At 69.2% G+C, this 13,674-nt stretch carries 15 protein-coding genes; 3 read left to right on the top strand and 12 right to left on the bottom strand.

Features of this window, described 5'->3' with window-relative positions:
* Nucleotides 1–49 precede the first annotated feature (49 nt).
* The 4 genes from LT965_RS07895 to LT965_RS07880 all read right to left on the bottom strand — a co-directional run bounded on the left by LT965_RS07895 (nt 50) and on the right by LT965_RS07880 (nt 4,510).
* Complete coding sequence (locus tag LT965_RS07895; protein WP_232703476.1) at nt 50–856, bottom strand: ArsR/SmtB family transcription factor; 807 nt, start codon at nt 854–856, stop codon at nt 50–52.
* 26 nt (nt 857–882) lie between these two features.
* Nucleotides 883–2,178 carry an MFS transporter gene (locus tag LT965_RS07890; RefSeq protein WP_232703475.1) on the bottom strand — a complete coding sequence of 432 codons (1,296 nt, stop codon included), beginning with the start codon at nt 2,176–2,178 and terminating at the stop codon, nt 883–885.
* Nucleotides 2,179–2,283: 105 nt separating this feature from the next.
* Nucleotides 2,284–3,417, bottom strand: a complete 1,134-nt coding sequence (locus tag LT965_RS07885) for a tryptophan--tRNA ligase (protein ID WP_232703474.1) — start codon at nt 3,415–3,417, stop codon at nt 2,284–2,286.
* Nucleotides 3,418–3,640: 223 nt separating this feature from the next.
* Nucleotides 3,641–4,510: a winged helix-turn-helix domain-containing protein gene (locus tag LT965_RS07880; protein WP_232703473.1), complete on the bottom strand. Its 870-nt coding sequence runs from the start codon at nt 4,508–4,510 to the stop codon at nt 3,641–3,643.
* Nucleotides 4,511–4,623: 113 nt separating this feature from the next.
* Here LT965_RS07880 and LT965_RS07875 point away from each other — a divergent pair, with 113 nt between their 5' ends.
* The gene (locus LT965_RS07875; RefSeq protein ID WP_232703472.1) at nt 4,624–4,917 is read left to right on the top strand and encodes a hypothetical protein; all 294 of its coding nucleotides are present in this window, start codon (nt 4,624–4,626) and stop codon (nt 4,915–4,917) included.
* Between the two features lies 1 nt (nt 4,918).
* On the top strand, nt 4,919–5,275 hold the full coding sequence (locus tag LT965_RS07870) for a hypothetical protein (RefSeq protein ID WP_232703471.1): 357 nt from the start codon (nt 4,919–4,921) through the stop codon (nt 5,273–5,275).
* 12 nt (nt 5,276–5,287) lie between these two features.
* On the opposite strand, the gene rio1 is transcribed toward LT965_RS07870, so the two are convergent.
* Nucleotides 5,288–6,226 carry a serine/threonine-protein kinase Rio1 gene (gene rio1 / locus LT965_RS07865; RefSeq protein WP_232703470.1) on the bottom strand — a complete coding sequence of 313 codons (939 nt, stop codon included), beginning with the start codon at nt 6,224–6,226 and terminating at the stop codon, nt 5,288–5,290.
* Between the two features lie 13 nt (nt 6,227–6,239).
* Nucleotides 6,240–6,524 (bottom strand): translation initiation factor eIF-1A, encoded by a 285-nt coding sequence (eif1A, locus tag LT965_RS07860; RefSeq protein ID WP_232703469.1) that lies wholly within the window; start codon nt 6,522–6,524, stop codon nt 6,240–6,242.
* A 107-nt stretch (nt 6,525–6,631) separates the two neighbouring features.
* Between eif1A and LT965_RS07855 the strand changes: the two genes are divergently transcribed.
* Nucleotides 6,632–6,808 (top strand): DUF7470 family protein, encoded by a 177-nt coding sequence (locus tag LT965_RS07855; protein WP_232703468.1) that lies wholly within the window; start codon nt 6,632–6,634, stop codon nt 6,806–6,808.
* Between the two features lie 207 nt (nt 6,809–7,015).
* Here the strand turns inward: LT965_RS07855 and LT965_RS07850 are convergent, their stop codons facing one another.
* From LT965_RS07850 to LT965_RS07825, 6 genes are all read right to left on the bottom strand, one after another.
* Entirely contained in the window at nt 7,016–7,525 is a 510-nt protein-coding gene (locus LT965_RS07850; protein ID WP_232703467.1) for a hypothetical protein, read from the bottom strand.
* Nucleotides 7,522–8,085, bottom strand: coding sequence for an NUDIX domain-containing protein (locus LT965_RS07845; protein WP_232703466.1), 564 nt, complete (start codon nt 8,083–8,085; stop codon nt 7,522–7,524). The genes LT965_RS07850 and LT965_RS07845 overlap by 4 nt, the downstream gene beginning before the upstream one ends.
* 282 nt (nt 8,086–8,367) lie before the next feature.
* Nucleotides 8,368–9,237, bottom strand: a complete 870-nt coding sequence (locus tag LT965_RS07840) for an ArsR/SmtB family transcription factor (protein ID WP_232703465.1) — start codon at nt 9,235–9,237, stop codon at nt 8,368–8,370.
* A 7-nt stretch (nt 9,238–9,244) separates the two neighbouring features.
* Nucleotides 9,245–10,234 carry a tyrosine--tRNA ligase gene (locus LT965_RS07835; RefSeq protein ID WP_232703464.1) on the bottom strand — a complete coding sequence of 330 codons (990 nt, stop codon included), beginning with the start codon at nt 10,232–10,234 and terminating at the stop codon, nt 9,245–9,247.
* 96 nt (nt 10,235–10,330) lie between these two features.
* Nucleotides 10,331–11,545 carry a DUF418 domain-containing protein gene (locus tag LT965_RS07830; RefSeq protein ID WP_232703463.1) on the bottom strand — a complete coding sequence of 405 codons (1,215 nt, stop codon included), beginning with the start codon at nt 11,543–11,545 and terminating at the stop codon, nt 10,331–10,333.
* A gap of 58 nt (nt 11,546–11,603) precedes the next feature.
* Nucleotides 11,604–13,568, bottom strand: coding sequence for a DUF460 domain-containing protein (locus tag LT965_RS07825; protein ID WP_232703462.1), 1,965 nt, complete (start codon nt 13,566–13,568; stop codon nt 11,604–11,606).
* Nucleotides 13,569–13,674: the final 106 nt, after the last annotated feature.

Here is a 13,674-nt window from a genome sequence, read left to right as displayed (position 1 = left end):
ACCTATTCGGTCGGCGCGTAAAAGCCTTCGTCACCAGTGTGGGACGCTCTCACGCGCGTTCCGAGCCCACGACGTCGAGGTTCTCGTCGACGGTGAGTGCGAGTTCGTCTCCGTCAAGCGAGACGGTGACGACCGCGTGGTCGCCGTCCCACCCGGCGTCGTCGAACCAGTCGAGTTCCCAGACCGGGATGTCCCGAACGTCGTGGCCGTGCTCGTGGTAGAACGCCACGACCTCGGTGTGGTCGACGACCGCCGCCGCGACGAGACCCTGGAACTCGCCACCGCAGCGGTCGCAGGTGTACAGCATCTGTGGTCCGTGCTCGCCGTCCTCGAGGCGACCCGTCGTCGAGCCGCTGCACGCCGGGCAGAACCCGTCTGCGAACTTGCGTTGCGTGCTCCGGACGTAGCCGTCGATGGCCGCCGCGAGATCGTCCTCCCGGCCGTCGACAAACGCCGGGGGGACGCCAGTGGAGATGACGGCCATCTCGCAGTCAACGCAGTCGACGCGGCCGCGTTCATCCTCATAGTGGACTTCGAGGTCGCCGCCACAGACGACGCACTCGCCGTCGACGGGCGCCGGCCCGACCGACACGTCCTCGGTGTAGATGCCGGAGTGGAGTGCGGTGACGAGTTTCATGCCGGCGAACCGGAGTTCGTAGCCGTCCTCGGTTTGCTCGACGAACCGCCCCCGGAGCTCCCCGAGGTGGTAGTTGAACCGGCCCGAGTCCCGGACGTCGACGCGGTCCCGCAGCTCCGAGAACGACAGCGGGTCCTCGGCGTCCCACAGCGCCTGGAGGATGCGGACGCGAAGTTCGTCGGCGACGGCGGCGAACGCGTCCTCGGCGTCCTCGCTCATACACTCAGAACGGGAGCGCTACGGTTTCAGGTTTCCGCCGTTCGGTCCAGTGTGTCGATGTCGCCGATCCGGGGGAGACGGCGGAGTCGGGGGGTCACCAGCCAGTAGCCGGCGAGGACGACGACCGTGACGCCGAACCCGGCGAGGACGGCGGCGGGCCAGAGCACACTCGCGACGACGCCGCCGACGAGCGTGCCGACCGGCATGGCGGCCGTCGAGGCGCTCCCGAGCAGACTGGATACGCGCCCGAGTTTGGACTCGGGGACGGCGGACTGGACGACCGACGCGAGCAGCACGTTCGTGAGGCCGAGTGGGACCGTCGCGAGGCCGAACAGCGCGAGCACGGCGGGGAACCACGCGACGCTGGCGGCCGCGACGAAGAGGACGCCGCTGGCGACGAACGCACCGATGGTCAGCCGACCGAGCGGAAGGTGGTCGAGGCGCCCGGCGACGAGCGCGCCGGTGAGGTTGCCGGCCGCGAACGCCGCCATCAGCGCGCCGTAGGCGCTCGCACCGCCGATGGACGCCGCGAACGGCGGGAGTACGGCCATCGCGGCGCCCGCGCCGAAGTTCACGAACGCGGAGCCGACGAGCACCAGTACGAGGAACGTCCCGCGCAGGAACGTGAACCCCTCGCGAAGTTCGGCGACGTACCCGCCGGCTGCCCCCTCGGTGTCGGCGGGTTCCCCGCCGTCGGTGGCGACGTTCTCCGTGGACGCGTCCGCGGGCGCTCTGCTCTCCGCGTCGGCGGCTGGCGGGATGCGGACGCCGGCGAACGTAGCGGCGGCCGCGAGGAACGTGACGCTGTCGACGGCGTAGAGCGTGACGGCGCCGAGGACGGCGACGAGAATGCCCCCCGTGGCGTTGAACACCATGTCGACGCCCTGGTAGGCGAGACTGAACGCCGAGTTCGCGTCGACGAGGTCCTCCTGTTCGACGATGCGGGGGAGGGCGGCGCTCTGGGCGGGGTAGACGAACTGGTTGAGCAGCGAGAGGACGGGCATCACGGTGAGGACGACCCAGACGGTGAGGTGGCCAGTGTACGCCGCCAGCGGGATGGCGAGCACGAGGACGGCCTGAACGGCCTGGGTGCCGACGAGGATGCGCCGGACGTCCCAGCGGTCGACGAGCGGCCCGAGCAGGAACTGGAGCGCCGACGGCCCCATCGTGAGGAACCCGGCGACACCGGTGTACACCGGGTCGCTGGTGAGTTTCCAGACGAGCCACATCGCGGCGACGTAGTAGAGGCTGTCCCCGGCGTTCGTGACGAGGCGGCCGACGAACAGCCGACGGAAGTTCCGGTCGGCGAGCAGGTGACGCATACTGGATGGAGCGTCGAACACCCGATAAGTAGTTCCAGAATGATAGTTCTGCTCGGCACGGGACAGAAAATCAGTTCTGTCGGTCAGCTGGTTCGACGGGTGGTGTCAGTAGTCGAACCCGACCGCGTCCCGCGCGCGTTCGCGTTCGGCCTCGGTGAGCCGGTAGGCCGCGAGTTCGGCCTCGACGTCCCCGAGTTCGTCGCGTCGCGCCTGGTGGCCCTCGAGGAACTCGACGATGCGGTCGGCGGCGAGTTCCTTCAGTTCCCCGGAGAGCAACTCACCCGCGCGGTACGCTCGCTCGATGCTGTCGAGTTCCTCGTCGTCCGGTTCGAAGAACGCCGAGAGGTACTGGAACGGCACGTCCACCTCGGGGTCCCCGCCCTTCTCGCGGTGGGCCTCGACGCTCGACTGGCCGCCCGTGTAGGCGTGTTTCCGGATCTTCCGCCGGACGGTGTCGGGGTCGTCGGTCAGGCGGACGGCGACGCCCTCACTGGAACTCATCTTCCCCGGACCACCGAGGGACGGGAGGAACTGCATCAGCAGCGCGCCCGGCTTCCCAACGGGGTATCTGGCTTTCGCGGCGACGTCGCGGCTCACCCGCACGTGGGGGTCCTGGTCGACCGCGATGGGGACGAGCGTCTCGTGCTCGCCGTGGACCAGCTGGGGCAACAGCAGGTGGGCCGTCTGGACCGCCGGATAGAACCCCTGGCCGACGTTGTCTGGCGTGCCGTACACGCTCTCCAGCGTCGAGTACGTGACGTCCTTCCCGAACGCCGTCGCCAGCGGGTAGACGACGTCGGCGTCCTTCGTGTCCACGACGAACCGCGTCAACTCGGGGTCGAAGCCGACCGCGAGCAGGTCCCGGAGGTTCTCCCGGAGGTACTCGCCGGTCTCCGCGGGCGTCTGGTCCCTGAACCAGTACTTCTCGTCGTCCGACAGCGGGACGTAGACGCGGGCGCCGAGTTCGTCCTGTAGGCGCTTCGCGAAGTAGAACACCATCGCGTGCCCGAGGTGCATCGGGCCCGAGGGACCGATGCCGGTGACGATGGACTGCTGGTCGGCGGCGAGGAACTCCTCGACGTCGCGGCCCGCGTAGAACAGGCCACGGCGTACCAGTGGGTGGTCGGGGAACCGCGCGCGTTGGTCGTCGGTCAGTGCGTCCGCGCCGAAGCGGGCGAGCAGTTTCTCGTAGTCGACGTCGCCCGCGACGGCGTACGGCGTGACGGAGTCGTCTGTCATGTGTTGGCTGTGGGTTCGGCTGGTCGGGGAGTGGTGCGCGAAGAAAGCGGAGGGAGCAACGCGTCCGACCCGAGCGAGTGACGCCCGTCAGGCCGCGAACGCGAGACTGTCCGCTCCCGACGTACGCCAGCGCCAGCGGGTGGGAGCGGACTGCATACACGGAGGTAGTCGCCGCTCGGGCGAAAAACGTTGTGGTGGCGCGGCGCTCTCCCGGGCGCGACCGCTACTCGACGCGGACGTCCGTAACGCGCACGTCCGGCCCGACGGTCGCGGTGAGTTCGTCGTCGCCGAGCGCCACGCGCACCGTCGCGGTCGGTTCGTCGCCGTCGGCAGTGGACACCGCGAACTCGTCGTCGGGGCCGAAGTACCGCCAGGACGGGTCGGCGAAGACGTCGACGCCGTGGGCCTCGAAGAAGGCGACGGCTGTCGGGTCGAAGAGCACCGGGAGCGTCGGCGACGACCGGAGTTCGTCGCCACAGCGCCGGCACTCGAAGCGCGCCGCTAGGTCCATCGGCAGGTCCGACTCGGTTGGCACCAGCGTGCCGTCTACGCGACCGCCGCAGTTCGCGCAGAACCCCTGGAGCACCTTCACGACCGTCGCGAGCATCCAGCGGTCGAACGCCGCCGGGAGCGCCGCGCGCTCGAACTGGTCGAGGCTCGCCGGCGGGAACGAGAACTCGTTGCGCCACACCTCGCAGTCCGGGCAGTACAGCCGCGCCCGCTCGTCGGCGTACTCCGCGACGAGCGTCTCGTGCCCGCAGAACGGACACGGCCCCTCGAACTCGAAGGGGTCGACCGACGCGTCGGCGGTGTACTGCCCGGAGAGAATGGCGCCGTAGACCCGTCGGCCCGCCAGCGAGAGCTCGTAGCCGTCGTCGCCCTGCGTGACGAAGTTCCCCGTTAGCTTCCCCAGGTGGTAGTTGAACTTCCCCGAGTCGGCCTCGCCGACACGCTCGCGCAGTTCCGAGAACGCCAGCGGGTCGGCGGCCTCGCCGAGGGCTCGCAGCATCGCCACCCGGAGGTCGTTCGACAGCAGGGCGAACGCCGCTTCCGGTGGCTGGCGCTCGACCGCTGCCGTCGCCTCGTCGTTCATGCCCTCGAAACGCTCGCAGCCGACAAAGCGGTGTCGCCAGCCCCCGACGACCCGCGGCCAGCCTCGCCACCGCACGTACATTTAATAGAACTGATTCCTTGCGTCGGCACGTAATGCAGCATCCGCCGTACCAGGTCTCGGTGCTGGTCGCGAGCCTCGTCGGGGCGGCAGGGTTCGTGCTGGGGCTACAGGCCTGGCTGAAGTTCAGGGGGTCGCCGTTCGGCAGCGTGCTCGCCGTGCTCCCGCTGCTGATGGCGGTGCTGGCACTGTACCACCCGCTACTGCTCGTGTTCCCGGCGTACACCGAGGTAGCGCTGCTGATGGAGAGCGCCGGATTCGCGCTGCTGGTCGTCTTCGTCGGCCTCGCGCTCCGGATGCACCGCCGGATGAGCTACGGGGGTGGGTAGCGTGGTCGCCATCGCCGACATCGCGCTCCTGGACTTCGTGCTCGGCTCGGTCGCGGCGCTCGGCCTGCTCTACCTGCTGTACGCGGAGACGCTCGTCGTCCACTACCAGCGGTTCTTCCGGCTCATCACCGTCGGCATGCTCGTCTACGCCCTCACCGGCCCCGTCATCGGCACACTGGCGCCGGCGTACATCCACCTCATCCACGCGGCCGCCGCGCTGTGCATCACGGTCGGCCTCTGGGACCTCGTCCAGGAGGACCTCCGGGGCGAGGAGGACTTCCGGGCGATCATCGCTCCGGGACTCGGCGAACAGTCGAACGACCCCGTCGACGTGACGGCCGACCCCGAGGACGACTAGTCGTCCGAGCGGTCAGTCGCCGTCCGCGTCGTCCTCGGCGTCCGTCGCTTCGTGCCCCTCGATGCCGCGGCCGTCGCCCCCCGTCGTCTCGCCCTCCGTCGTCGGGTCCGCGTGCGACGTGATGTAGTCGTACAGCTCCCCGGGGTCCGCGTCGGCGCCCTCCCGCGCGAAGAAGTTCGCGACGTTCCGGCAGTCCCGGCGCAGGAAGTCGTCGCTGTTCTGGTGGTGGACCGTCACCGCCTGTCCCACGTCGATGACGACGAGTTCGCCCTCGTAGACGACGATGTTGTACTCCGAGAGGTCGCCGTGGACGAGGCCCGCGCTGTGGAGGCGGCGCATGTACTCCCGGACCACGTCGAAGGCGGTGTCCGGGTTCTCCACGTCGACGTCGCTGAGCTTCGACGCGGCGTCGCCCTCCCGGCCGATCAGCTCCATCACGAGGACGTTCCGCTGGACGGCGATGGGTTCGGGCACCCTGACGCCCGCCGCCTTCGCGCGCTGGAGGTTCGAGAACTCCTTGCGCGTCCAGGAGAGCACGACGGCCTTCTTGTTCCCACGGATACCCTCGAACCGGGGGTCGCCCTCCAGGTAGTCCCGCATCTGCTGGAAGTTCGAGGCGTTGATGCGGTACACCTTCACCGCCACGTCGCCGCCCTCGGCGTCCAGCGCCTCGTAGACGTTGGCCTCCTTGCCCGTCGAGATGGGGCCACCGAACGCGCCGACGTAGCCGTCCTGGACGAGTTTGTAGACGGCGGCGTACGTCGCGTCGTCGAAGGCGCCGTCGTCGAGTTTGAACTGCTCGGTGTCCTTCAGGCGCTTGCGGAACTCCGCGAACTCGCGGTCCTGCCGCCGCGCGATGCGGTCGGCCTCCGTGTCCCTGACGTCCAGTTCCTCGAACTCGTCGCCGGCCGCTCCCTCCGTGTCCTCGGCGAGACCGAACTCGTCGGTCACCGCCGTATCACCGTCATTCGATGTGCCCTTCCTCCCGGAGCTGGTCGGCCTCTGCCTTCTCGTAGCGCCACGCCACGTCCGCCTTCTCGTCCTGCCAGTCCCACGGCTCCACGAGCACCACGTCGCCCTCTCGTATCCAGATGCGTTTCTGCATCCGGCCGGGAATGCGGGCGGTCCGCTCTGTCCCGTCGGCGCATCGAACCTGTACGCGGTTCGCACCGAGCATGTCGGTGACCTCTGCGAACACCTCGCCCTCCTCGGGCATTCGCAGATTCTTGCGTCCACTGTCGTCGCTCATGCGCGCAGATTGGACACCAAACCGTTTAAACCCCACCCACTCGCCCTGAGACGGCCGACCGGGCCGCGACCAGTACGCTTACCACCGCGCTGTTCTACGGTGGCGGTATGCTCGACAAGATCGGACTCTCCGGTGTCTTCGGTATCCTGCTCGTGCTCGCTGGCGTCGGCGTCGTCGCCTGGACCGCCCCCGTCGTCGCCGTCGGTCTCGTCCTCGTCCTCGTCGGCTTCGCGCTCGTCGTCCGCAGCGCCGCGAAGTCCGTGATGGGGATGTTCGGGTTCTAAGACGCACTTTTTGCGCTGCGGGGTCGCTCCGCGACCCCCTCGGCAAAAACTTGCGGAAAAAGCACTCCTCACCCCCTCCGGGGGTTCGTCGGCCCGAGCGCTCACTGCGTTCGCGCTCGGTGAACCGCTTCACTCAGGTCCGTTAGACCGCTCGTTCAGCGGATGCTCGCGTCGGTTGTTCCGTTGCTGTCGATTCTTCGGTCGTCGTCAGTCGATTAGCAGTCGGGCGTCGTCGCGCATGTCGTCAGGGAGGGCGTCGGGGAGGCTGTCGAACCAGCCGGTTTCCTCGACCTGACAGCTCGTCACCTCATCGGGGAGGACGCCGTCGCCGGCCGGTGACGCCGCGTAGACGGCGTCGTACGCGACGGCATCATCCTCGGCGTCCTCGGACGTGGAGACCTTGCGGCGGACGCGCACGAGGTCGTCGAGCGTGACGTCGATGCCGAGTAGTTCGTCGGCGGCGTGGTGAGCGACCGCGGCGAAGTCCGCGCCGGGTTCGACGACGGCGTGCGGGAGGATGGTCACGGGACCCACGTCTGCGAGCGCGAGTTCGCCGGCCTCGTCGGTCACGCCGAGAACGGCGACGCCCTCGTTGTCGCGGTTCAGCTCGAAGTGCGAGTCGTCCGTGGCCTCGCGGTAGTCGACGCCGGGGTCGTCGGCGAGTGCAGCGGGGTCGGTGAGCGATTCGGTCGGGTCGGTGGGAGTGGCGTCTGTCATGGCTGGCCGTCCGTCGGTCGTTCGTTCGCAGAGCTGTTCGGGTCGAGGACGCACTCGACGTCGTCGGCGACCGCTTCCGGTGCGTCGTCGGGCGTACCGTCGAACCACTGGAGTTCGGTACCGTCCTCTCGGCTCTCGGGGTCGGCGAGGAGGGTCGCGGTGTCGGCGGGGGAGGCGCGGACGACGACGTTCCAGACGACGGTCCGGTCGTCGGTGTCCGGGACGCGGTACTCCCGACGCCGGACGCGTTCGACGCCGTCGACGGTGACGGGCGTGCCGGTCAGCACCTCGAACTCGCGGCTCGCGACCGCGAGCCAGTCCGCGCCGTCGTCCACGGCGAACGCCGGTAGCGTCCAGCCGTGGTGACCGTCGTTCGCCAGGAGGACGCCGCGGTCGTCGGTGACGCCGACGACGACGTGGCTGTCGAGTTCCGTCGCGGACTCGAACTCCGCGGCGTCGACCTCGTGTGTGTTCTCGCGGAAGTCGACGCCGTCGCGGTCGGCGAGCGTATCGGGGTCGGTCGGGGAGTCGGTACCGTCGGTGTCGTGGTTGCCTGTCATGTGGTGGCGTGCGGTGGGCGTCGGATAGCGGGCTACTCGGCGTCGCTGAGTCGGGCTGGGCGGGCGTGTCACGCGTGACGACCCCCGAAACACAGGCGTTCGAGCGCCGGAGAAGCAGCTACGGAGAACTGTTAGAAGAAGCCAACGATTTAATTTCGCCTTCTTCCCATCGTAATAATTTGTCCGGCGGGTACAAAACAGTTTTCCAGGGTTCGCTTACACGTCCGAGGAGCAGCCGAGAGAGCGCCTGTCTGGGCGGCCACAGCGGGAGACGTGGTCGAGTCACACGGTCTCGACGCACTCGGTTTCGGCGACGCGCCCGTCGTCGCCGACGGTCACACGGAGCGTCTCCTCACTACCGTCGACGGCGACGTCCAGGTGGACGCGCGGCGGGTCGCGCGACGCCACGGTCACGGCGTCGTCGCTGAGACACCAGTCGAACCCCCAGGGCGGTGCGTCGGGCGCGACGCCCTGCTCGTGGAGGAACCCCGCGACTGCGGGGTGTTCGAGGACGGAGAACCCGACGCTCGACCGGTTCTCCGTGCCGCAGTTCGCGCAGTCCGAGTAGACCAGCGTCGACAGCGGCAGGTCGCTGTCCGCGTCGAGGACCAGGGACATCGCCATCGCTCCGCCACAGAACGGACAGAGCCCGCTGTTGGAGCGACGGGTGTGGGCTCGCGTGTAGATGGAGACGGCATCCAGGAGCTCGTCGTCGTCCCGCCGCGTGACTCCGCGCGGCGGGAACGACAGCATGAACAGCTGGTCCTCGCAGTCCCCGCAGGACACCCGGAACATCCCGGCGTCGTACTCGCCGACGAGCGCGCTCCCGCAGGTCGGGCACTCTCCCCCGACGTCCAGACCACCGCGGACCGGTGCGTCGACGTACGACCCGGCGTAGATGGCGTTCAGCACGACCATCCCCGACGGTCGGAGGCGGTAGCCGTCGTCGGCCTTCTCGACGAAGTGGTCGGTGAGCTTCGTGAGGTGGTAGTTGAACCGGCCCGAGTCGCGCAGGCCGACGGCGTCCCGGAGTTCGGAGTACGGCACCGTAGCGGACTCCAGTTGCCAGAGCGTCGCCAGTATCTCGACGCGGACGGGGTCGGCGAGCATGCCGAAGGCGTCCGCGGTCGCCTCGAAGTCCGGTTCGGTCATGGCGACCCTACGCCGACTCGCCGCGGAGTTCGCGGAGGCGTTCGCGGCCCGGTTCGATGAGTTCGTCGAGGTACGTCGCGAGCGCACCCTTCGCGTCCGCGGGGTGGAGTTCGCCCGATTCGAGGTCGTCGGCGAGCGCCTCGTAGTCGTCGTACGTGAGGTCGCCGCCGTACTCGTCGGGGCGGTCGACGACCACCGTCTCGAACCGCGGGAAGACGTGGTACTGGAACAGTTCCAGCACGGGGTTGACGAGGTCGCCCTCCGGGTCGCGCTCGGGCGGGCAGAACGCCGAGTTCACCTTCTCCTCGAGGTCCTCGGTGGAGTCCTCCATCGAGATGGTGACGCCCGCGCTGGAGCTCATCTTCCCCTCGCCCGACGTGAGGTCGCCGATGATCGGCGTGTGGAGCGCGGGCCGCTTCTCGTAGCCCAGACTCGGGAGCTCCTCGCGGGCGAGCATGTGGACCTTCCGCTGGTCGAGGCCGCCGATCGCGAGGTCGACGTCGAGGTACTCAATGTCCAGCGCCTGCATCAGCGGGTAGACGACGTGGCTCACCTTCGCCGTCTCGCCGCCCTGGATCTCCGCCATCGCGCGCTGGGCGCGCTTCAGCGACGTCTCCACCTGGAGGGCGTGCAGGTCGAGTTCGTACTCCTCGTCGAGCTGGTAGTCGCTGCCGAGGACGAACTCGGTCTGGTCCTCGTCGAGGCCGTACGCGAGGAACTGGGCCTTCATCTGCTCGGCCGTCTCGCGGATCTCCTCGAAGGTCCCCTTGTCGTTGAGGAAGGCGTGGACGTCCGCGAGCAAGACGACGACCTCGATGCCGGCCTCCTGCAGGTCGATGAGCTTGTTCGCGGTGAGCAGGTGGCCGAGGTGGAGGACGCCGGAGGGCTCGTAGCCGACGTACGCCCGCTTCCCTGCGGGGTCGTCGGCCAGTTCCTCGACCTCCTCCTCGGTCACGACTTCCGCCGCGTTCCGAGTGACGAGTTCGTAGGTGTCCATGCTCGGGCAGAATCCACGCGCGGAGTTAGGCGTTCTGGAACCGTGTGAACGGTTCTGTCTGGTGGGTGGTCGCCACAGGGCGTTCGCTCCGGAGCCTCACTCCTCCGGTCGGGGCTTCCAGAGCGGCTGGCGTTCGCCGTAGGTGAGCACGCGCCAGAGCCACTCCATCGGGCCGTACCGGAAGTACCGGAGCCAGACGACCGACAGCACGACCTGGACCGCCCAGATGGCCGCGACGACGCCGAGCGCCTCGACGCGGCTCACCCGGCCGAACAGCCCGAGGCCGTGGCCGTAGAAGACGGTCGTGGCGAGCACCGACTGGAGGACGTAGTTGCTGAAGGCGGTCCGACCGACCGCAGCGAGCGTCCGCGTCACGACGCCCCCGGGCCGCCACCGGGCGTACAGCATGACGAGGCCGACGTACGCGCCCGCCAGCGGGAGACTCCCCCAGTAGTTGAACTGGATCCAGAACAGCGCCGCCGACGCCGACCAGTCGGCCGCCTCGACGTACCAGACGCCGGCGAGCACGACCGCGAGGCCGCTGGCCGCGCCGACGACGACGAGACGGCGGTAGAACCGGGTCGACCGGTCGTTGGTCAGCACGCCCCACTTGAACAGCGCCATCCCGAACAGCATCGTCCCACTCACGCGCCAGACGGTGGACGAGAGGTAGCCCGACGTCTGCCGGCCGAACGCCGTCGGGACGCGGTGGTCCATCTGGGCGAGCCAGCCGCTCCGGTACGTCTCGACTTCCGCCCGGAGGGCGTCCTGGGCCGGCCGCCAGGTGTCGGCGAACGCCGAGAGGTCGCCGAACAGCGCCCACAGGACCTCGGTGACGGAGGGAACCAGGAGCAGGGCGACACCGAGCAGGGTCAGCGTTCGCGGCGTCTGGTCGCGGAGGTAGACCACTCCGAGTGCGGTGACGCCGTAGGCGACCAGGATGTCGCCGTACCACAGCAGGTAGGCGTGGGCGAGGCCGAAGACGACGAGCCACTGCGCCCGCCGGAACTGGAGTCCGAGCGCCGGGTCGCCGCGCCGCTCGGCGTTGCGGGTGAAGAGGACGACGCCCCCGCCGAACAGCACGGTGAACAGCGTCATGAACTTCTGCTGGACGAGGACGTGGCCGGCGAACCAGGCCCAGTAGTTCGCCCCGGTGAACTCCCCGTACGCCGTCGGGTTGAGCAACACCACCTCCGGCATCGAGAACAGTCGCACGTTGATGACGAGGATGCCGAGGAGTGCGAACCCGCGGAGCGCGTCGAGTCCGACGATGCGCTCCGACGGTGGCGTCGGTCCGCTCTCGGAGGTCATCGGTCACCTACCCCGTCGCTCGCCCGACACAAAAGCTGTCGCCTCTTCGTCGTACACGCTACTCCCGGTCGGCGCGGTGTTCGCTGATGATGGAGTCGACCATGCTCTCCTTCTGCTCGCGCTGTCGTTCCTCGCGGCGCTCGCGCCACTCCGCGACGACCGCCTCCACGTCCCGTTCGCTGGCGAGCGCGAGTTCGTCCACCTCGCGGATGGTCACGTCGTCGGCGGGGCCGACCGGGACGTCGTGTTCGAACAGCACCTCGTCGGCGGCGTCCGAGAGCCCGCCCGAGCGCAGGACGACGCGGGGGTCGAACGACGCGAGCAGTTCCGCGGTGCGGCGGCCCGCGCCGGAGGCGTCCCGGAGGTAGACGACGTCGCCGCTGGCGATGCCGTACTCCTCGTCGACGGCCTCGATAGCGTCGACGGTGAACTGGTCGATGGGTTTGACGGCGACGAGGTCGCCGCTCGTGTTCACGTCCGCGAAGTTCGAGTGGTCGAGTTTCCACAGTTCCTTCAGCCGCTCGAGCTTCGACGCGAGTTCGTCGGCGCGCTCGCGCTCCTCGTCGAGTTCGGTCTCGAGGCGGTCGTTCTCCCACTGGAGGCGGGTGGCCTCGCGGCGCTCGCGGGCCTCCTGGCGCTCCTCGCGGCGAGCCTCGGAGAGTTCGTCCTCGTACTCCGCGATCTGGTCGTCCTTCTCGTCGAGTTCGGCCTCCAGGTCCGCGACGTGGGACCGGAGCCGCCCGACCTGGGACTGCAGGTCGCGGATGCGGCGCTCCTCCGCGGTGAGCTCCCGGGGGTCGTGCTCGACCGTCTCCTCCTCGGGCTCCTCGGACTCCTCGAGGTCCGAGAGGACGGCGGTGAGCGGTTCGCCGCCGACGACCCGCCCCACCACCTCGCCAACGTCGAGTTCGCGCGGCGTCTGCTCGGTGACGCGCCGGATCTGGTCCTCGTGGGCATCGTAGGCGTACAGCGCCGCCGCCAGGGCGTCCCGCTGGTGGTCGTCGTCGTACCCCTCCTCGCGGGTGCGGTGCTGTTTCTCGTCGACCGGGAGGTCCGTGTCGGGCGCCCAGCCGGCGGCGTCGAAGCTCGCGCGGATCTTCTCGACGGTGTTCGGCATCGGCGTCACGTCCGCCGCGACCAGGATGGGACGGCCGTGTTCGATGATCCACTCGATGACCGCGGCGGTGTCGGCGGTCCGCGTGCTCATCACGTCGAGTACGTGGCCGTCCAGGCCGACCAGCGCGACGGCCGTCGTCGTGCCAGGGTCGACGCCGACGAACACGCGGTCCCGGCGGCGCGCGAGCGGCCGGAACTCGATGCCGTCCCGACGCACTGGCTCGACCTCCACGCGGGTGTCACCGGAGCGCCGACTGGAGACGGGGATGTCCTCGGGGCGGGCCTGCACGGTGAAGACGGCGTTCGCGTAGCCGCCGTACTTCTCCGTGACCTCCCGCTCGAACTCGAGGCCGGCCTCCGTCAGCTTCGACTCCACCTCGCGACTCGCGCGCTTCACGGAGCCGTGGATGCGGCGCGTGAAGCGGTCCTCGCTCCACCCGCCACCGCCACCCGTCGAGCGGCCCCGGGAGACCTTCACCGTCGTCTCGTTCGTGAACGCCGACACCTCGTAGCCGACGTTCCGCGCGGCGAGACGGGCCGCGGCCTCGGCCTCCTCCATCGCGGGTTTGCCGTAGGGGACGCCGTGGCGCTTGGCGACCCGGGACAGCGGTTCCGGGCGCTCGTCGCCGGTCACCTGCACCAGTTTCGTCGCCTCGGGCAGCCCCCGGAGGAGGTGGACGAGCTGGTCCTTGTCCGCCGCCAGCTCGTACATGTTGTCCGTCGCGAGGATGGCCGGTTCCTCGCTGTCGACGCGGCGCAGTAGCTTCCGGCGGGTGACGACGTCGCGCTCTATCGTCTCTCCGTCGAAGACGACGAGCGCGTAGGAGGGTGCGTCCCCACGCACGTCGCCACTCTGCACGTCGACGCCAAAGACGAGGGCGTCGAGGGCGCTCGTACGGGTACTCAACTCGCCACTACGTAGTATTCGACGGGTAATAAGTGCACGGCGGGGCGGGGGTCGCCGGTCAAACGAACCGACCCACGGGACTCCCCACGGAGGCGTTCCGGGGAAC

The sequence above is a fragment of the Halobacterium wangiae genome (genome assembly GCF_021249345.1).
In the GTDB taxonomy this organism is placed as follows: Archaea; Halobacteriota; Halobacteria; order Halobacteriales; family Halobacteriaceae; genus Halobacterium; species Halobacterium wangiae.
This window is presented reverse-complemented; position numbering and strand designations above follow the sequence as displayed.

What these genes read in the sequence shown, in the direction of transcription:
- LT965_RS07895 (WP_232703476.1), bottom strand. Translation starts at nt 856, where the DNA reads ATGAGCGAGGACGCCGAGGACGCGTTCGCCGCCGTCGCCGACGAACTT.
- LT965_RS07890 (WP_232703475.1), bottom strand. Translation starts at nt 2,178, where the DNA reads ATGCGTCACCTGCTCGCCGACCGGAACTTCCGTCGGCTGTTCGTCGGC.
- LT965_RS07885 (WP_232703474.1), bottom strand. Translation starts at nt 3,417, where the DNA reads ATGACAGACGACTCCGTCACGCCGTACGCCGTCGCGGGCGACGTCGAC.
- LT965_RS07880 (WP_232703473.1), bottom strand. Translation starts at nt 4,510, where the DNA reads ATGAACGACGAGGCGACGGCAGCGGTCGAGCGCCAGCCACCGGAAGCG.
- LT965_RS07875 (WP_232703472.1), top strand. Translation starts at nt 4,624, where the DNA reads ATGCAGCATCCGCCGTACCAGGTCTCGGTGCTGGTCGCGAGCCTCGTC.
- eif1A (WP_232703469.1), bottom strand. Translation starts at nt 6,524, where the DNA reads ATGAGCGACGACAGTGGACGCAAGAATCTGCGAATGCCCGAGGAGGGC.
- LT965_RS07855 (WP_232703468.1), top strand. Translation starts at nt 6,632, where the DNA reads ATGCTCGACAAGATCGGACTCTCCGGTGTCTTCGGTATCCTGCTCGTG.
- LT965_RS07850 (WP_232703467.1), bottom strand. Translation starts at nt 7,525, where the DNA reads ATGACAGACGCCACTCCCACCGACCCGACCGAATCGCTCACCGACCCC.
- LT965_RS07845 (WP_232703466.1), bottom strand. Translation starts at nt 8,085, where the DNA reads ATGACAGGCAACCACGACACCGACGGTACCGACTCCCCGACCGACCCC.
- LT965_RS07840 (WP_232703465.1), bottom strand. Translation starts at nt 9,237, where the DNA reads ATGACCGAACCGGACTTCGAGGCGACCGCGGACGCCTTCGGCATGCTC.
- LT965_RS07835 (WP_232703464.1), bottom strand. Translation starts at nt 10,234, where the DNA reads ATGGACACCTACGAACTCGTCACTCGGAACGCGGCGGAAGTCGTGACC.
- LT965_RS07830 (WP_232703463.1), bottom strand. Translation starts at nt 11,545, where the DNA reads ATGACCTCCGAGAGCGGACCGACGCCACCGTCGGAGCGCATCGTCGGA.